Annotated in this window: 12 protein-coding genes, 2 tRNA genes and 3 rRNA genes; 9 read left to right on the top strand and 8 right to left on the bottom strand. The window is 44.1% G+C overall.

All coding sequences use genetic code 11. The features are described 5' to 3' along the window. Positions 1–11: 11 nt before the first annotated feature. The 5 genes from AMBT_RS00895 (at position 12) to AMBT_RS00875 (ending at position 4,519) form a co-directional block, all read left to right on the top strand. On the top strand, positions 12–833 hold the full coding sequence (locus AMBT_RS00895; RefSeq protein WP_013782671.1) for a sulfite exporter TauE/SafE family protein: 822 nt from the start codon (positions 12–14) through the stop codon (positions 831–833). Between the two features lie 32 nt (positions 834–865). After that, a complete protein-coding gene (locus AMBT_RS00890) occupies positions 866–2,035 on the top strand; it encodes a pyridoxal phosphate-dependent aminotransferase (RefSeq protein ID WP_013782670.1) in 1,170 nt (389 codons plus the stop codon). Positions 2,036–2,286: 251 nt separating this feature from the next. Beyond that, complete coding sequence (locus AMBT_RS00885) at positions 2,287–2,655, top strand: response regulator (protein WP_013782669.1); 369 nt, start codon at positions 2,287–2,289, stop codon at positions 2,653–2,655. Further along, complete coding sequence (locus AMBT_RS00880; protein WP_013782668.1) at positions 2,652–3,236, top strand: chemotaxis protein CheX; 585 nt, start codon at positions 2,652–2,654, stop codon at positions 3,234–3,236. The genes AMBT_RS00885 and AMBT_RS00880 overlap by 4 nt, the downstream gene beginning before the upstream one ends. Further along, the gene (locus tag AMBT_RS00875) at positions 3,236–4,519 is read left to right on the top strand and encodes a sensor histidine kinase (RefSeq protein ID WP_013782667.1); all 1,284 of its coding nucleotides are present in this window, start codon (positions 3,236–3,238) and stop codon (positions 4,517–4,519) included. Before AMBT_RS00880 ends, AMBT_RS00875 begins: the two co-directional genes overlap by 1 nt. Positions 4,520–4,522: 3 nt before the next feature. On the opposite strand, the gene AMBT_RS00870 is transcribed toward AMBT_RS00875, so the two are convergent. Next, positions 4,523–5,533, bottom strand: coding sequence for an MBL fold metallo-hydrolase (locus AMBT_RS00870; protein ID WP_013782666.1), 1,011 nt, complete (start codon positions 5,531–5,533; stop codon positions 4,523–4,525). A gap of 231 nt (positions 5,534–5,764) precedes the next feature. On the opposite strand from AMBT_RS00870, the gene AMBT_RS00865 reads away from it, so the two are divergent. Both AMBT_RS00865 and AMBT_RS00860 read left to right on the top strand, forming a co-directional pair. Further along, on the top strand, positions 5,765–8,134 hold the full coding sequence (locus tag AMBT_RS00865; protein ID WP_013782665.1) for a DNA polymerase II: 2,370 nt from the start codon (positions 5,765–5,767) through the stop codon (positions 8,132–8,134). A 240-nt stretch (positions 8,135–8,374) separates the two neighbouring features. Next, positions 8,375–8,974, top strand: coding sequence for an EF-hand domain-containing protein (locus AMBT_RS00860; protein WP_013782664.1), 600 nt, complete (start codon positions 8,375–8,377; stop codon positions 8,972–8,974). Positions 8,975–9,124: 150 nt separating this feature from the next. On the opposite strand, the gene rrf is transcribed toward AMBT_RS00860, so the two are convergent. The 5 genes from rrf to AMBT_RS00835 form a co-directional block, all read right to left on the bottom strand. Beyond that, positions 9,125–9,240, bottom strand: a 5S ribosomal RNA gene (rrf, locus tag AMBT_RS00855). 274 nt (positions 9,241–9,514) lie between these two features. After that, a 23S ribosomal RNA gene (locus AMBT_RS00850) occupies positions 9,515–12,505 on the bottom strand. A 663-nt stretch (positions 12,506–13,168) separates the two neighbouring features. Continuing rightward, positions 13,169–13,245: transfer RNA gene (locus tag AMBT_RS00845), tRNA-Ile, on the bottom strand. A 164-nt stretch (positions 13,246–13,409) separates the two neighbouring features. Then, positions 13,410–13,485 (bottom strand) — tRNA-Ala (locus AMBT_RS00840). A gap of 100 nt (positions 13,486–13,585) precedes the next feature. After that, positions 13,586–15,118: ribosomal RNA gene (locus AMBT_RS00835) — 16S ribosomal RNA — on the bottom strand. Together the 16S, 23S and 5S rRNA genes with 2 tRNA genes alongside form the textbook arrangement of a ribosomal RNA operon. 652 nt (positions 15,119–15,770) lie before the next feature. Here AMBT_RS00835 and AMBT_RS00830 point away from each other — a divergent pair. Next, positions 15,771–16,235 carry an RNA recognition motif domain-containing protein gene (locus AMBT_RS00830; RefSeq protein WP_013782662.1) on the top strand — a complete coding sequence of 155 codons (465 nt, stop codon included), beginning with the start codon at positions 15,771–15,773 and terminating at the stop codon, positions 16,233–16,235. Positions 16,236–16,272: 37 nt separating this feature from the next. Here the strand turns inward: AMBT_RS00830 and AMBT_RS00825 are convergent, their stop codons facing one another. After that, positions 16,273–17,550, bottom strand: coding sequence for a DUF5610 domain-containing protein (locus AMBT_RS00825; RefSeq protein WP_013782661.1), 1,278 nt, complete (start codon positions 17,548–17,550; stop codon positions 16,273–16,275). A gap of 157 nt (positions 17,551–17,707) precedes the next feature. On the opposite strand from AMBT_RS00825, the gene trmA reads away from it, so the two are divergent. Continuing rightward, positions 17,708–18,802 carry a tRNA (uridine(54)-C5)-methyltransferase TrmA gene (gene trmA, locus AMBT_RS00820; protein WP_013782660.1) on the top strand — a complete coding sequence of 365 codons (1,095 nt, stop codon included), beginning with the start codon at positions 17,708–17,710 and terminating at the stop codon, positions 18,800–18,802. A 64-nt stretch (positions 18,803–18,866) separates the two neighbouring features. Here trmA and fabR read toward each other — a convergent pair whose 3' ends face one another. Beyond that, entirely contained in the window at positions 18,867–19,487 is a 621-nt protein-coding gene (fabR, locus tag AMBT_RS00815) for an HTH-type transcriptional repressor FabR (protein WP_013782659.1), read from the bottom strand. Positions 19,488–19,534: the final 47 nt, after the last annotated feature.

The raw sequence follows: 19,534 nt of genomic DNA, 5'->3' as shown, positions 1-19,534 counted from the left end.
GATGTAGTTTCATGGAAATAGAGCTTCTCTGGTTCGTTGTTACTCTTTGTATTACAGGTGCTATTGCTGGCATTACTGCTGGTCTTTTTGGTAATGGCGGTGGGTTTGTTGTTGTTCCCGCTCTATTAGCCGTATTTCCATTTTTTACGCCCCCATCCCAAGAGCTAGTGAAAGTTGCAATAGGCACTTCTTTAGCTTCTATTGTGGTATCGAGTACCCGCTCAGTTATGGCTCACCATAAAAAAGGCGCTGTAGATTTTGATATTCTAAAATCATGGAGCATCTGGATAGTATTGGGCGTAATAGGCGGTATTTATATTGCCAGTAGCACAAGTAGCGATGGTCTAACGGTCGTTTTTGCGGCAGGTGTTTTACTTTATTCTATTTACTTCTTGTTCCCAGAATTTGTCATTCGCCCTGGTGTGGCATTGTCTATGCCTGAAGGTGTTGCTAAATCAGTACTCGCTTTTGTACTAGGGGGCTTTTCGGCCCTTCTGGGGATTGGCGGAGGCACGCCCATGGTAATTACTATGGTTATCTGTCAACGCACAATCCAGCAAGCAGTAGCCACTGCTGCTGGCGTTGGTTTCCTAATAGGTCTTCCAGGTGCTATCGGCTTTCTGTTTATGAAACATCCTGAAACCGCCATTTTGCCCGTAGGAACTATAGGCTATATCAACATTCCCGCATTAGTTGCCATTAGCATCGGTGCCATTATCACTGCTCCAATGGGAGCAAAAATGGCGCATAACTTCAGCGAGAAAAAATTAAAACGAATGTTTGGAATTTACTTAGTAATTGTTTCTAGCGCTATGTTTTACAAGGCCCTATAAACACTTACGATGTTTGAGATAAGGAATTAACAATGTCACATAATGTTTCAAGACGCCTATTTTTGGGTGGTAGTGCTGCCGCTACTGCCATTGGTGCCTCAGGCTTGATTACGTCTGCGGGGCTTCAAGCTGCAACACCCGCTATGTCCAAAGTACTCTATGGCCCTAAGCCAGGTATCGCCAAACTAAATGCAAATGAAAATCCATTTGGGCCAAGTAAGGCAGCATTGAAAGCGATTGCTACTGCTTCTGCAGAGGGTGGCGCATACTATGCCTACCCCGCTGCAATGACGTTGCTAGACATGATTGCGGAACGCCACGGAATTACACCTAAAAATATTTCATTAAGTGCAGGCTCTAGCCCAATCCTTTCTTATGCAGCTCTTGCGGCAAGCAAAAAAGGAAAAATATTAGGCCCCGATCTTTTCTGGGATACCACCTCAAAAGCACCAGAGAAGCAAGGTGCTCCTGAGATTGTTCGGGTACCTAACAAGAAAGATTTGGCTATCGATTTGGATGCCATGTATGCAGCCATTGATGACAGCGTTGGTATGGTACATATCACCAACCCTAACAACCCAACCGGACGCCTTCTAGACCCTGCCAAGCTTCGCGAGTTTTGTATCAAGGCTTCTAAAAAGACGTTAGTCCTTGTTGATGAAGCGTATAATGAACTCACAGACGATCCGCCCGCAAACTCTATGATTCCATTAGTAAAAGCCGGGCATAATATTATTGTTGCACGAACCTTTTCTAAAATTTACGGGTTAGCTGGCATGCGTGTTGGTTACATGATTGCTTCTGAAGAAAATACAGAGTGGATAAATCGCTACGGCATGGGTGGCTACACATTAAATCAAGCAGGTTTAGCCGCAGCAATTGCGTCTTACAATGATGAAGCTTTTCTAACGTTTGTTAAAGATAAAGTTATAGAAGCAAAAGGCTTAGTGATGGATGGCCTCAAGGCCAATGGCCTAACCGCACTTCCTTCTAGTACTAACTTTATTTTTGTGGACCTTGGTAAAGGAGATGCTGAATTATTTAGAGCCGCGATGGCGGAGAAAGATATTCACATCCGCGGTATTTATCGTACCTATACTAATTGGTCGAGAGTAAGTATGGGCAAAATCGCAGATGTGCAGCGGTATGTTGATGCCATTCCACAAGCACTTGAAACGATGACTAAAAAACAAAACGCTTAACTGAGTTAAAACATCTTTATATTATGCGTGCAGCCGCGTTAGGCTGTACGCCTCTCTTGTTCCCCCCCTCATCAACTAGCATTTACGCGTAAAGTATAATGCTCATAAATGCCCTCTTTGTCATATACTCTCAAAGTATCTTGCGCAAATACACCTACCTAGGTTTTAGAATCTCAGTATGTCTACTAAGCTTCTTTCAAGCGCTAAGAAATTGCACACACTGTATTAACAGAGGTTAAAGGAGGCTGTTGATGGCACTATCTGTTTTAGTTACTGACGACTCTAAATTGTCACGCCGTAGCGTAAAAAAGTCGTTACCGCCGGAGTTAGACTACGATATTGTAGAAGCAACTAATGGCCAAGAAGCCATAGACTTGTTAGCGGAAAACACCTTCGACCTTGTGTTGCTTGATTTAACCATGCCAGACGTAGATGGCGTGGATGTGTTGGAATACTTATCTAAGCGTGAACAATGCTTTCCTAACGTTATTGTAATCAGTGCAGATTTTCAGCCTGAAAAACAGCGCATCGTACTGTCCTTAGGGGCGAAACGATTTATTAGAAAACCGTTAGATAAAGAAGAACTGGCAATGACTATGTTTGAGTTGGGGTATTTATGAGCGCTGTAATACCATTAGACGAGGAACAACGCGATGCGCTGCAAGAATTGCTCAATATTTCAATGGGCCAAGCAGCAAATTCACTCGCGCAACTCATTGAAACCAAAATTGATATTTCAATCCCTAAAATAACTTCAGTGACCCCCACGCAGCTATACACCTTGCTGTTTGGTTCTGACGATACCTTTCATACCCGCCAGTCGTTTTTAGGTGATATTCAAGGTGAAGTGATGTCGGTACTTTCTCGTTCTGGACTGAGCGAGATGGCAAAACTGATGGAGTACAGTGAACCGCTCAGTAAAGAAGATGTAGAAGAAATTATACTTGAGCTGTCTAATATTCTCGCAGGCGCATGTTTGGCAGGCTTATCAAGCCAATTAGAACTGACCACCAATTTGAATATGCCAACGTTGTTTACCCCTAACAAAGAAAACTTCGATGAGCTAAAGTGGCAACATAGTTTGGTCATGGAAGTACAATTCACTGTCGCTGTTTCATCCTTTTCTATGCGCGTTGTTTTCTGCTTAGATGACGATTCACTGACAAGAATGAAAGATACCTTAGATGAACTACTAGAATAATGTTTGAGCAACTGGTTGAAAAACTTCCGGTTGGAATTGGCATCGTTGATGAAAACTTTTTGGTGGTTTATTTAAACGACTTTTTTAAAGACCGCCTTCCTCACGAGAATCGCGCTTCGTACAAAGATACACCGGTTACCGAAATTTTTAGCGACCAAGGTAAGTTTCTAAAGCGAAGACTAAAATCGGTTTTTGTTCTGCAGCATCCAAGCTTCAGCTACTGGGAGCAGCGCCCTCATATATTTCCGTTTAAAAGCAGTAGGCCGATTACTGGCGAAGAAACACAGATGTATCAAAACATGGAGATATTGCCGGTAAAGGACAAAAGTACTGGGAAAAAATATGCGTGCATTTTTTTACAAGATGTTACCGCGCAGGCCAGTTATTTTCGTACCCAACAAAAGCTATCTGCCGCACTAAAAGAAGAGCACGAAGCTCAACGTAAACTAATTCGTAAACTTGATACCGCCCAATCTCAACTCATTCAAGCGGAAAAGATGGCATCAACGGGTCAATTAGCGGCGGGCATTGCGCATGAAATAAATAACCCTATTGGTTTTATCAACGCAAACCTAGACACCTTGTCACAATATGCCAATAACTTAATATCCATCTGCGATGGGGTAGAAAATCACGTTGCTGATTTCAACGATGAACTAAAAGAACAAATCAAAAACCTTTTCGAAGCACAACACTATGATTTGATAAAAGACGACATTGAAGAGTTGCTTGAAGAATCAAAAGCTGGCTTAAATCGAGTTAAAGATATTGTCGATAATCTAAAACAATTTTCCCTCGACAGCACACAAGGCAGTCAGGTTGTAGATTTAAACGACGTCGCCACGCAAACCATCAAGTTGGTATCTACCCAATATGCTTCTCACCACTATAAGGTGGAATCTCCCGACGAAAAGATAGAAATAACGGCAAACCCAGGGATGATAAAACAAGCCTTAATGAACATATTACTCAATGCCGCCCAGGCTATTCCAGACAAAGGCTACGTTAAGTTAACACTATTAAAAAATAACGAGAACGTCACAATTAAGGTACTCGACAGCGGTGAAGGTATTGAGCAAAAAAATATGAAAAGAGTCTTCGAACCTTTTTTTACTACCCGCCCTGAAGGTCAAGGCCAAGGGTTAGGCTTGTCCACCGCCTATACCATTGTAGAAAAGCACAAAGGAAAAATTTCAGTCAATAGCAAAGTGGGCAAAGGTACAGTGGTTACAATAGCGCTACCTATCATCTCAGAAGCCGAGTCAACTACAGCCCCTGAGTAACATCTATTGTTGCACCCCATACAGATAAAGTCCTTCATCAGATAAATGGCGTGTTATCTTTCCATGAGACAAGAGGTAGTTTAAATGGGACACACACTCGGCTACGGCAAATACGATATTTCTACCACTCAGTTCCCGTTTAAATAAAACAGGTAACAACTCGACAACGGTCTGAGGCTTATTACAAGCCTCTACGAGTGCATTTAAATGGCGATGGTGATGTTCAATAAGCTCATTCACTCGGTCTTTTACCCCAATAAAAGGTTGTCTGTGTGCGGGTAACACCAAGGTTTTTTCCGGTAAGTCAGTGAAAGGCAGTAGCGTAGACAAATAATCTTGTAGCGTATTGCCCTCAGGCTCCGTTGAATATACCCCTATATTGGGCGTGATCTGCGGTAAAATATGATCGCCCGCTAGCAGTATTCCAAGCTCTTTAGAATATAAACATACGTGCTCTGGTGAATGCCCCCTCCCTATCATCACTTCCCATGAGTTACCTTTTAACGTAAGCACATCACTTTGCTTTAATCGTCGATAACTGATTGGAATTGGCGATACAACGTTGCTGTAACCTTTATTCCCAGACATGAGCGACATCACGTCATCGGATTGTAAACCTGCACGGTGATAGTATTGCTCATCCCGCCAAGCAGAGGTGTCGCTTTTCCCCCCAGTGAACGCGCGCGCAGTAAAATACTCAACCTGCGACATGTACAGTGGCACTTTGAATTGGTCGGCTATCCATCCGGCTAAACCAACGTGATCAGGATGCAAATGAGTAACTAAAACCGCTGAAACGGGTTTATCCAATGCGGCAAAAATTTCATTCCACAAGGCTTTAGTTGTATTCGTACCAAGCCCAGTATCAATAACCACCCAGCCATCATCATCTTCAACAAGATAAAGATTAATGTGGTCAAGTTCGAAAGGCAGTGGCATACGAAGCCAAAGTACGCCTTTCGCTATCTCTGTCCATTGACCTGGAGACGGTTGCTCAATTGCTGGGTAATGCATACATCTTCACCTTTTCGCTGGTATACTTACTTCTATAACGATAGGTAGGCAAAAACAAACGTATCTGTTTGATAATCAACTATAGCGTTAAGTAATAGCACTGCTATACCGAGAGTTAGTGAGAGGTAGCGAGCATTGGTAAACCATTGACCTCTCTCATTTCGAGTAAAGAAAATCGATTGCCCTGTACCATGAGTCCTTCATTATCTCACCAACGAAAATTAACTTGCCGTGATTAGAAAAGGTTACATTCTCAGTAAACACACTATAGCTAAACAAGGGCGCAGTAAGCATAAAGGCGCTTGCGTTGAAGTGTGGGTGTCTACCGACGATGGTCCTGTGTGTCTTCAAAGCGCTTTGCAGAAACCCTCATGTTTTGTTGCTACTGAAAACACAAAAAGCATAATAGAAAAAGCCAAGCGGGAAGGTATTGAGATTGAAGTTTCCTCTGACAGCTTCTTTACCTTAGAGCAAGTGGAAGTAGACACCCTTAAAACCACGTCTGATTCTCACATGCATCAATTAAGGCAGCTTGCTAAAAGCTTACATATCACTTTGTATGAAGCTGATATACGGCTTGCTGATAGGTATTTGATGGAGCGGTTTATTTACGGCTCATTGGAGTTTATTGCGGCTGACGAAACCGCCACATTAATACCTGAGGCGCGAATTAGACCCGCAATCTACACGCCAAGCCTTTACTCGATTAGTATAGATATTGAGTGCGATGAAAATGAAAATCTATTCAGTATAGCACTAGCGTCTAACGACGTTAATGAAGTGATGTTAGTTTCTGCTTCCACTCATCCCAAGACGTTAGATGTTCCAGACACATTTTCACTTAGCCAGTTTTCTACTGAATCAGCACTGCTCACTGCGTTTATAACGCGTATATGTGAAATCGATCCTGACGTTATCTTAGGCTGGAATGTCAAACAGTTCGATATGGCCGTGCTTGCTAGGCGAGCCAAAAAACAAGGCGTGAAATTTACAATAGGCCGAGACAAACGAGAAGCCTTCGTAAGGGACTGGGATGGTCAAACTATTGTGGATATACCTGGCCGCAGTATTGTAGATGGGATTGAAGCACTAAAAACGATGACCTATCAATTTGATTCTTTCTCTTTAGACAATGTTGCACAGCAGTTATTGGGTGATAAAAAGCTCATACAGAGTGAAGACAAGCTTGGGGCAATAAAGGCCTTGTATTACGAAGACCCCTCTTCGCTTGCCAGCTATAACCACAAAGACTGTGTATTGGTAAATGAGATTGCTACAAAAACTCGATTTATAGAGTTTCTTATCTTGAGAGGCACCTTAACTGGGCTCGATTTGGGAAGACCCGGTGGGTCGGTAGCGGCATTTCTAAATGTATATTTACCAAAGTTGCACCGACAACGTTATGTAAGTGGTGTACGCCCCGAACACGGCGGGTTAGCTAGCCCTGGTGGCTACGTGATGAATTCACAGCCAGGCCTGTACTCTGATGTACTTGTGCTCGATTTTAAGAGCCTATACCCGTCAATTATTCGCACGTTTAAGATTGACCCAATGGGACTTGCTGAGGGCCTTAAATACCCAGAACGCGCCATTGAGGGCTTCAAAGGGGCGATGTTTAGTCGTGACAATCATTTTTTGCCCGATATTATTGACAATCTATGGCGCCAAAGAGACGAGGCTAAAAAGCAAAACGATGCTCCCCGCTCGCAAGCAATAAAGATTTTAATGAATTCATTTTATGGCGTATTAGGCAGTGGCGGATGCCCTTTTTACGACCCAAGACTAGCAAGCTCTATTACTCTGCGTGGGCATGAAATAATGCAAACTACCGCAAAGTGGATAGAAGAAGCAGGGTTCTCAGTTATCTATGGCGATACAGACTCTACCTTTGTACATGTAAATAACAACACTTCGTTGGGCACGCCTAATGAAACGGGACAGTCGCTAGCAAACACCATCAATCAAAAGTGGCAAAGCAAGCTTCGTGAAGATTATGATATAGACTGCCATTTGGATATTGAATTTGAAACCCACTTTGAAACTTTTTTTATGCCCACAATTAGAGGTTCTGCGTTAGGCAGCAAGAAAAGGTATGCAGGTTTAAAGCAAATTGGTGATAAAAAAGAGCTGGTTTTTAAAGGGTTAGAAAACGTACGTTCAGACTGGACTGAATTAGCTAAATACTTTCAGTATGAGTTGTATCGACGGGTTTTCGAAAAAGCACCTGTATCTGATTTTATTAAACAAACTGTTGATAATATTCGCCAAGGGAAAGAAGACACCAGACTCGTATACGCTAAGCGACTAAGAAAGCCATTAAACGACTACATCAAATCTTTGCCTCCTCATGTAAAAGCCGCGCGCCTTGCAGATGATATTAATAGTAAGACAGGTCAACGATTACGTTACCAACACAATACAACCATACGCTATGTCATGACAGTACAAGGCCCACAAACTACTGAACATCAAATGGCACCGCTTGATTACGACCATTACATCGAAAAGCAGATAATGCCCATTGCAGACAGTATACTTCCGCTCATCAATCTTTCTTTTTCTGAATTAACCAACGAACAATTATCCTTGTTTTCTAACTAAGGTGATGATGTTGGAGCATTCATATCATGAATGTCACCTCAGATGTAATTTGCCTGAATATTTTTCAAACCCCTGTTGCAAGTTAACAAGGTAGAAAAACATCTAACATTTAGGTTTATTCAATTAATAACTAAAAATCAGTAGCTTATTTCAGTGGCATAAACAATGAATGTGATTAAGTGAGTATTTTATTCCTTGCTCTAACCGAGCAAAGTGTTATCACTACAAAAGGAGAATGTGATGAAAAAGCTTACACTATCACTTGTTATAGGCGCAGTAATGTCAACGACCGCAATCGCTGGAGATATCCAAGGTGGTCACAAATCTAAGGTTAGCGCTGATTTTTCTACATTGGATCATGATGGAAATGGACACATCACCAAAACAGAATTAAAAGAAGCAAACTCTAGTAAATTTTTTAAGAAGATGGACGCAGACGGTAATGAAAAAGTGTCCCAGTCAGAGTTTGATAAATATGTAAAAAATAACCCTAGCATGTTTTCTGAAGATATCGTGATGCGGGTTAAATCAAATGGCACTACCGATGCAGTGCTAACTCGTAGAATGACGTCATCGACATCTCAATCTATGAATGAGCCTATGATCTCCAGTAGCGGCTCAACCATGATGAAAGGCGAAGAGATGATGGGAAAAGAGATGTCCAGTGAAATGAAGTCTGAAGTTACTGCGAAATTCAATAAAGCAGATCGTAATGATGACGGTAAGCTCTCAATGAAGGAAGTTGAAAAGGCTGGCATTGATGGCGATTTTAGTGAAATGGATAAAGACGACAACCAGTTACTAACCAAGATGGAATTTCGTCAGCATTTAACGCAGTAGCTGTTACTCAATAGGTTAATTAGCTATTTTGTACATTAGTGTATGAGATAACAAAAACCCCGTCTTCGCGGGGTTTTTTACTGCCTGTTCACTTTCCTGCAGGCATAAAAAAAGGGCTATCCGTTAGGATAGCCCTTTCTTCGAATGGGAGCTTGGCAGTGTGCTACTCTCACATGGGGAAACCCCACACTACCATCGCCGCTAATACGTTTCACTTCTGAGTTCGGAATGGGATCAGGTGGTACCGTATCGCTATGGCTGCCAAGCAAAAACTTTTGCAAACGTTAGTTTGCGTAATACCGACTTATTTAGTCCATATTACTTTAATAATTAACAATTTAGGAATTCTGATATTCACGTAATCAATCTTTGAGCACTGAGTACTACTACTCTCGTTGCTTTAATTAGCTTGTAAACAACACCGAAGTTCTTCATATAGCACTTCTTTAGCGAGTAAGAAAATGGTCAGTCGAGTTTCTCGACGTTTAAGCCATTTTCTACGACTAAGCGTAGCGCCATAAAAAGCCTCTTGGGCGTTGTATGGTTAAGCCTCTCGGGCAATTAGTACAGGTTAGCTTAACGCCTTACAACGCTTCCACATCCTGCCTATCAACGTCATCGTCTATAACAACCCTTCCGGACTTTAAAAGTCAGGGATGACTCATCTTTGGGCCGGCTTCCCGCTTAGATGCTTTCAGCGGTTATCCGTTCCGAACGTAGCTACCGGGCAATGCCATTGGCATGACAACCCGAACACCAGCGGTTCGTCCACTCCGGTCCTCTCGTACTAGGAGCAGCTCCCATCAATCATCCAACGCCCACACCAGATAGGGACCGAACTGTCTCACGACGTTCTAAACCCAGCTCGCGTACCACTTTAAATGGCGAACAGCCATACCCTTGGGACCGACTTCAGCCCCAGGATGTGATGAGCCGACATCGAGGTGCCAAACACCGCCGTCGATATGAACTCTTGGGCGGTATCAGCCTGTTATCCCCGGAGTACCTTTTATCCGTTGAGCGATGGCCCTTCCATACAGAACCACCGGATCACTATGACCTACTTTCGTACCTGCTCGACGTGTCTGTCTCGCAGTTAAGCTAGCTTATGCCATTGCACTAACCTCACGATGTCCGACCGTGATTAGCTAACCTTCGTGCTCCTCCGTTACTATTTGGGAGGAGACCGCCCCAGTCAAACTACCCACCAGACACTGTCCATAATCCCGATAAGGGACCAATGTTAGAACATCAAACATACAAGGGTGGTATTTCAAGGACGGCTCCACACAATCTAGCGACTGTGCTTCGAAGCCTCCCACCTATCCTACACATGTAGGTTCAATGTTCAGTGCCAAGCTGTAGTAAAGGTTCACGGGGTCTTTCCGTCTAGGTGCGGGTACACAGCATCTTCACTGCGATTTCAATTTCACTGAGTCTCGGGTGGAGACAGCGTGGCCATGGTTACACCATTCGTGCAGGTCGGAACTTACCCGACAAGGAATTTCGCTACCTTAGGACCGTTATAGTTACGGCCGCCGTTTACCGGGGCTTCGATCAAGAGCTTCTCCGAAGATAACCCCATCAATTAACCTTCCGGCACCGGGCAGGTGTCACACCCTATACGTCCTCTTGCGAGTTAGCAGAGTGCTGTGTTTTTAATAAACAGTCCCAGCCACCTGGTCACTGCGGCCCTCATCTGCTCAAGGAGCAAGTCCTATCACAAACAAGGGCGTACCTTCTCCCGAAGTTACGGTACAATTTTGCCGAGTTCCTTCACCCGAGTTCTCTCAAGCGCCTTAGTATTCTCTACCTGACCACCTGTGTCGGTTTGGGGTACGGTTCATATAATCATAAGTTTAGAAGCTTTTCCTGGAAGCAGGGCATCAACAACTTCACCACCGTAGTGGCTCGTCTCGCATCTCAGCTTTAAGAATCCGGATTTACCTAAATTCTCGGCCTACTTGCTTTCACTTGGACAACCAACGCCAAGCTTGCTTAGCCTTCTCCGTCCCTCCATCACTGATTATATAAGTACGGAAATATTAATCCGTTTCCCATCGACTACGCATTTCTGCCTCGCCTTAGGGGCCGACTTACCCTGCCCTGATTAGCATGGGACAGGAAACCTTGGTCTTCCGGCGTGGGAGTTTTTCACTCCCATTATCGTTACTCATGTCAGCATTCGCACTTGTGATATGTCCAGCAGACTTCTCAATCCACCTTCATCCACTTACACAACGCTCCCCTACCATACGTGTAAACACGTATCCGCAGCTTCGGTATATTGCTTAGCCCCGTTACATCTTCCGCGCAGGCCGACTCGACTAGTGAGCTATTACGCTTTCTTTAAAGGGTGGCTGCTTCTAAGCCAACCTCCTAGCTGTCTATGCCTTCCCACATCGTTTCCCACTTAGCAATATTTTGGGACCTTAGCTGGCGGTCTGGGTTGTTTCCCTCTTCACGACGGACGTTAGCACCCGCCGTGTGTCTCCCGGATAGTTCTCATTGGTATTCGGAGTTTGCAAAGGGTTGGTAAGTCGGGATGACCCCCTAGCCTTAACAGTGCTCTACCCCCAATGGAATTCGTCCGAGGCTCTACCTAAATAGATTTCGGGGAGAACCAGCTATCTCCCGGTTTGATTGGCCTTTCACCCCCAGCCACAAGTCATCCCCTAACTTTTCAACGTTAGTGGGTTCGGTCCTCCAGTTGATGTTACTCAACCTTCAACCTGCCCATGGCTAGATCACCGGGTTTCGGGTCTATACCTAGCAACTAAACGCGCAGTTAACACTCGCTTTCGCTACGGCTCCGCTATTCGCTTAACCTTGCTACTAAATATAAGTCGCTGACCCATTATACAAAAGGTACGCAGTCACCCCATCACTAAGCACCCTGCTTGATTTTTGGCGGTTTACCGTTGGCTGCTTCGCAGGTCAACGCTAACGCTTATCAAACGGTTGTACTTTGTGAGTCACATCACTAAAGGCACTTAGTGATGGGGCTCCCACTGCTTGTACGTATACGGTTTCAGGTTCTATTTCACTCCCCTCACAGGGGTTCTTTTCGCCTTTCCCTCACGGTACTGGTTCACTATCGGTCAGTTAGGAGTATTTAGCCTTGGAGGATGGTCCCCCCATATTCAGTCAAGATAACACGTGTCCCGACCTACTCGATTTCACAAAAACAAACACTTCGTGTACAGGGCTATCACCTTGTATCGCGCCACTTCCCAGAGGCTTCCACTACGTTCATAATTGCTTAAGGGCTAATCCCCGTTCGCTCGCCGCTACTAGGGGAATCTCGGTTGATTTCTTTTCCTAAGGGTACTTAGATGTTTCAGTTCCCCTCGTTCGCCTCGTTACACTATATATTCATGTAACGATACCTATAAATAGGTGGGTTTCCCCATTCGGACATCTGTGGCTCAAATGCATTTTGTCGGCTCACCACAGCTTTTCGCAGACTTACACGTCCTTCATCGCCTCTAACTGCCAAGGCATCCACCGTATACGCTTAGTCACTTAACCATACAACCCCAAATGGCCTTCGTTAACACTTCCTATTCTTCCTAAATTTTCCTCGTTCGCTCAGTTACATACTAAAAGTATGTGTCTTCGCTTACTCGTCGATTTAGTCGACTAGAAACTGTTACCTCGACCATTGCACTAATAATCTTATAAATAAGAATATTAAAACAATGATTGAGCGAAGCGCTCTCCCGCCTTTTGAAATCAGGACTGGATGAGATCTAACTCAGTTGTATGCATGACAAGCTAATCGTGAAATTGCCTTGCTATCTTCTTGCTAATCGGACTTGCCGATTGGCACGCTTTTCAACGCTTTTTCGATAACAAGCAATTCAAGTCAAGTAGAGTAGTAAGTACGTCTTTCGACTTCTCAATTACTCAAATTTTGATTGATTTACTAATTAAATATCAGCTTTCCAAATTGTTAAAGAACGTAGGAGATTTCATGCTAAAAGCATTAATTTCTTCCTTAGAGTAAAAAACCCTAATCAATGCCTACTCATTTGAGTAAATATTCATTAGGATTTCGATCCGATGACACTATCTACGGCATATCGAGTTTGTGGCCAGTTCGCTTGGTGCGGGTAGTTTCAACGCGAGAAACGCAGTGTGCGCTAGCACATGAGTATCGCAACGATTGGAAATAACAAAACCAAGTAGAAATGGTAGGCTTGGGCAGACTTGAACTGCCGACCTCACCCTTATCAGGGGTGCGCTCTAACCAGCTGAGCTACAAGCCTATTACTTGCTTCTGCTTTTTGCCCTATGCTGCGCCTCTTGTTCGTCGCTTGTTCAGTCACATACTAAAGTATGCTCCCTCACGCACTCCTCATTCAGCTTGCCTAGAACAAAAATCATTGCAATTAATTGCTTTGATTTAGCTCTGTTTGGACTAACGTGCAGATGGTGGAGCTAAGCAGGATCGAACTGCTGACCTCCTGCGTGCAAGGCAGGCGCTCTCCCAGCTGAGCTATAGCCCCATTTTCTGTATAACTACAAAAAACTTCGTGTCGTTCTTCATTTAATAACAAAACAATCTGTGTAGGCACTACACTAACAATGTCACCATCGACATTTTGGTAAGGAGGTGATCCAACCCCAGGTTCCCCTAGGGTTACCTTGTTACGACTTCACCCCAGTCATGAAACACAAAGTGGTAATCGTTCTCCCGAAGGTTAAACTAACTACTTCTTTTGCATCCCACTCCCATGGTGTGACGGGCGGTGTGTACAAGGCCCGGGAACGTATTCACCGCAGTATTCTGACCTGCGATTACTAGCGATTCCGACTTCATGGAGTCGAGTTGCAGACTCCAATCCGGACTACGACATACTTTAAGGGGTCCGCTCCACATCACTGTCTCGCATCCCTCTGTATATGCCATTGTAGCACGTGTGTAGCCCTACACGTAAGGGCCATGATGACTTGACGTCGTCCCCACCTTCCTCCGGTTTGTCACCGGCAGTCTCCTTAGAGTGCCCAACTAAATGCTGGCAACTAAGGACAAGGGTTGCGCTCGTTGCGGGACTTAACCCAACATCTCACGACACGAGCTGACGACAGCCATGCAGCACCTGTGTTTGAGTTCCCGAAGGCACGAAACTATCTCTAGTAACTTCTCAACATGTCAAGTGTAGGTAAGGTTCTTCGCGTTGCATCGAATTAAACCACATGCTCCACCGCTTGTGCGGGCCCCCGTCAATTCATTTGAGTTTTAACCTTGCGGCCGTACTCCCCAGGCGGTCTACTTATCGCGTTAGCTTCGCTACTCACGGCTTAAAGCCACAAACAGCTAGTAGACAGCGTTTACGGTGTGGACTACCAGGGTATCTAATCCTGTTCGCTACCCACACTTTCGCACATGAGCGTCAGTCTTTGGCCAGGGAGTCGCCTTCGCCACTGATGTTCCTCCAGATATCTACGCATTTCACCGCTACACCTGGAATTCCACTCCCCTCTCCAAGACTCTAGTCTGCCAGTTCTAAATGACCGTCCCAGGTTGAGCCCGGGGCTTTCACATCTAGCTTAACAAACCGCCTGCGTGCGCTTTACGCCCAGTAATTCCGATTAACGCTCGCACCCTCCGTATTACCGCGGCTGCTGGCACGGAGTTAGCCGGTGCTTCTTCTGTTGTTAACGTCACGGCTAGCAGGTATTAACTACTAACTTTTCCTCACAACTGAAAGTGCTTTACAACCCGAAGGCCTTCTTCACACACGCGGCATGGCTGCATCAGGGTTTCCCCCATTGTGCAATATTCCCCACTGCTGCCTCCCGTAGGAGTCTGGGCCGTGTCTCAGTCCCAGTGTGGCTGATCTTCCTCTCAGAACAGCTAGAGATCGTTGCCTTGGTGAGCCTTTACCTCACCAACTAGCTAATCTCACTTGGGCCTCTCTTTGCGCCGGAGCCTAAGCCCCGTTTGGTCCGAAGACATTATGCGGTATTAGCAGTCGTTTCCAACTGTTATCCCCCTCGCAAAGGCAAGTTCCCAAGCATTACTCACCCGTCCGCCACTCGACATCATCTAGCAAGCTAGACATGTTTCCGTTCGACTTGCATGTGTTAGGCCTGCCGCCAGCGTTCAATCTGAGCCATGATCAAACTCTTCAATTAAATATATCGAATATGAATCGTCGTTGTGTGACACTCTTAATGAGTGCCCACACAGATTGTCTTGTTATAAATTGTTAAAGAACGTGGTGCAGAATCGCGACGCTTTCGGTCGGGACTTCTGCGCAAGGAGGACTCAGGCTACATATAGTTGCTAGCGTCTTTCTTGCTTTGCTTCTCTTCGAAGCGGATGCGCATTCTACGCGTTTCGTTTTCAGTGTCAACGTTTTTCGTAAATTTCTTTTCGAAGCGCTGTTAACTCCAAAGAGTTAATGAAAACTGCTTTTCCAGTGTTGTTACCAACTCCTTGAAGCGAGGCGCGCATTCTACATCGTTAAGTTACGATGTCAACCTAGATTTTTAACTTTTTAATCAGTCTTAATTCAAGGTTGCGCACTGTGTCTTGTGAATGCCTGAAGCCCCCTCAAAACGTGGAGCGCATTATAGATAGGTGGCGTAAAAGATCAACCGTTATTTGGCACTTATTTGCATTTAATAACACTTTCACCCTCAAACGCTTATTTTTACATCATTTAGGTGTATTCCATTGGACTTTAGGATAGTTCTTTCACATTTTATTGTTCTAATTGTTACAAATGAGTAAACTATAACCAGCCTTCATTATTATGATAATAAACACTAGAAAGGTAGGTATATGAAAGTAGGCTTTATTCAATGCACTGTTATTAGTGCTATCTTTGCAATCGCAGGATATCTGTTGTTTTCATCAGCTAGTATAGAAGCGCACGTTCCGTTAACGGTTTCAGCGTCTTTATTAATAAGCGGTATATTAACCCCGTGGCTAGCTTCACTCCTTAACAATTCCCCCTCTGAAACAGCTGCGCCCTCCACCAGCAGCACAACCACTGAAACACTCTATGTGGGTAATCTACCGTATCGTGCAAACGAATCTGCGGTTAAAGAGTATTTTGGTAGTTTTGTCGAAGTACAGTCTGTCCGACTCATGAAGGATAGAAAAACTGGCAAGCGAAAAGGTTATGGCTTTATTGAAGTGATAACTAGCGACCTTGACCCAGTAATAGCGAAGACTAACGACTCAGTGTTCCAAGAGCGAACATTAAAAGTTAGACCAGCTAAAGACAAAGTAGAACAAGTATAAATTAAAAAACCTGGGCATGACCCAGGTTTTTTTTACTCTATTCTGAAGCCGCTTGCTGTGGCATCGCGTTTAATAAGTTTTGGTTAAACGTATGGAAACGATTTATAGCTGAAACTAAATCAGGTATTTGTACATCTTTCATTTCACTAATAATACCTGCAAGCAATGTATTGTAGTCATCTCCAGCGCCTAAGGTATTCTCGGCATTTTCGAACGTAGACATCATCTTTTCTAGATACTGTGCTATTGGGCTTACTACATTACCGTATTGGTTTTCAGCCTCACCTTCTTCACTGTAGTGCTTTACGTTCTCATAAGCCTTGACCATTTCGGTTTGTGTAGTGCGGTTTAACTGCAACGCATACCCAACTAACTCTTTGTCATCGAAACCTAAATTCAACGCTTGTTCGAACGCCTTATCCATATCCCCGCTATAAAAGGTATCGGCTAAGTCTTGTGCTTCACCCACAAGGTTTGCAATAGCTGTCATTTCATCTTCGTCTATTTCACCCTTTAACGAAAAGCTGATGCCACTTCGCTCAAAGTATTCATATTGAGATGACTGCTGCGCCACAACTGAATCTGTATTCGAACTAGACGCTTCAGCATCGTCATTCGCGGGTATATATAGCGAAGCCTGACTAGCAGCACTAAACTGTCTGATACTTTCAAAGCTAAGGTTTACTTCATCCCCATCTTTGGTTCGAATGAGCAAGCTTCCTGATTTAGCATCAGATGCAGATACCGCGTTAAGCTCGCTCACACTCACTGGATTAGGATTGAAGATATTCTGTTCCAGATCATTGATGCCGCCGTCTATCATTTCGCGACTACGCGTAACACCTTCTTCAATCTCATCATTCATAAAGCCAGCGAGATCCTTTTCAGCCATAGCGAATCCACGACTTACCCCTTCACGGGCCTGACCAAACAACCCTTTCAAGGTATCATCATCCGCACCTCCATCAGCCGCACCTTGAATGACTCCGGTCACGAACCCAAGTACATTACGTGCGACTTTCTCGAAATCGAATAAGCTTTTATTTTCTTCGCCGTCATCTGACTGTTTGCTTTCATTCGGGCGCTTGCCATCAACAACCACATTTTGACTTAAGCTACCACTGAAGACCTTTAAGCCAATACTGGTTTGCGTGCTATTCACGGTGACTGTCGCTGAATGCTGCTTGGTAAACTCGGCTGCTTGTTGTAAGCCTTCCTGTTGAAGCTGCTTCTTTATAGCTTCATTCGGGTGAACCGATGCCTTTTCATCCACTTTCTGGTCGCCCATGAAAGCCTTAATTTGACTCACGTTCATAATTTGATCCTCACTATCCTCAATCAAGTTATCGGCACCAATCACGTATTGTTTAATTTTAATACGAAATTTTTGCTTCTGTGAGTTTTATCCGTTGCACATATAATATAAGGCACTACAATTCGCAGCCTTATTTAAATGATGTTCGGAGAACCACATGACAACCACCACTGCAAAAGACTATCAAGCTCAACTCGATGAGAAAGTGGATCGGTTAGGTACTCTCCTTACGCCGTTTAACGCACCGAGTCTGTCGGTGTATCCTTCAAAACCTGAAAACTACCGTATGCGAGCTGAGTTTCGTGTATGGCATGACGGTGACGATCTTTATCACATCATGTTCGATCAGGGGTCTAAAGAGAAATACCGCGTAGATACATTTCCACCAGCAAGTGAAACCATCAACAGTGCAATGCAGCAGTTAATAGAATATTTAAAGCCAAATGAACTGCTGCGCAAAAAGCTTTTCCAAATTGATTATTTAACTGGGCTATCCGGCGAACTGGTTATTAGCCTTCTTTATCACAAGCCACTTGATGATGAATGGGAAGTGCAAGCTGAACTGCTTCGCACCTTTTTAGCTACGCAATTTACCGCGGTGAGTATTATTGGGCGGGCTAGAAAGCAAAAACGCATTGTGGGTAACGATTTTATTATAGAACGTCTACCTATTAATGGCCGTGAATTCGAATTCAAACATATCGAAAACAGCTTTACTCAACCTAATGCAGAAGTGAATTGCAGCATGATTGAGTGGTCACTTGAATGCTCTGCTCCCCTAACTGGCGATTTACTCGAAATGTATTGTGGTGCAGGGAACTTCTCAATGCCATTGGCAGTTCATTTTGACAACGTGATAGGAACCGAAATAGCAAAGCCTTCGGTACAAGCGGCGCAATACAATATTGCGGCAAACCACTTAGATAACGTGAAAATTGTTAGGCTTTCTGCAGAAGAGTTTACTGAAGCAATGAATGGGGAAAGAACCTTCTCTCGTTTAGAAGGTATCAACTTAACTGAATACAATTTTACTACTGTATTGGTCGACCCACCTCGAGCAGGGTTAGACGTAGATTCACTAAAGATGATTCAAGGGTACGATAATATTATCTATATTTCTTGTAACCCTGAAACCTTAGCTGAAAACTTAAGCCTGCTTTGTGAAACTCACGAAGTAGCAAATGCGGCGCTGTTCGATCAATTCCCATTCACCCACCATATAGAAGCAGGTGTGTTACTCACCAAAAAGTAATGCTCTGTATATTGTGAATGTCGCATATTGTCAATAAATCGGCAGCACACTTAGGCTTTAAAGCTTAAGATGCGTCGGAAGATGTCTCTGATGAAAGCTTCGACATTGCGCCCAATTGCACGAAACGTAATTGGGCTTTAACCCTTTCGCCAATTTCCATCTTCAACTTAGTATCAGCTTCTAGTGCTTCTGCCCCTGCACTAAAAACCAATCTAACCATAGCATCCGCTTGGAGCTGCGCAATATTGTACTCTACGCTTTGTTGCTCGATGATGTAATCGGTTAGCTCTTCAATAAAATGTTGAATTTCGCGAAAAACCGCCATTCGGTATGCCGCTGATGTGCCTGTATGTTCCCGCAACAATAATCTAAATACATTCTTGTTTGCAGAAATGAACTCCATAAAAGTTTCAACTGACGTGTGAATTACGCCGCCACCTGAAGCAATTCTACGGCGAGCCTGGCGCATTAACTGGCGAAGAGCTAACCCAGCTTCATCCACCAGCGTGAGCCCTAATTCATCCATGTCTTTAAAGTGTCGGTAGAAGGACGTTGGCGCAATGCCTGCTTCTCGAGCAACTTCACGTAAACTAATAGCAGACAAACTGCGATTTTCATCCAGTAATAGGAATGCCGCATGAATGATATTTTGGCGGGTTTTAAGCTTTTGTTCCTGACGAGTCACAATAGTACCAGTTTGTTAGTCTTCACTAGTCTATCGCATGAGTGCCT

The sequence above is a fragment of the Alteromonas naphthalenivorans genome (genome assembly GCF_000213655.1).
Lineage (GTDB): Bacteria > Pseudomonadota > Gammaproteobacteria > Enterobacterales > Alteromonadaceae > Alteromonas > Alteromonas naphthalenivorans.
The sequence above is the reverse complement of the archived record's forward strand: the minus strand, read 5'-3'. Positions and strand labels throughout refer to the sequence as shown.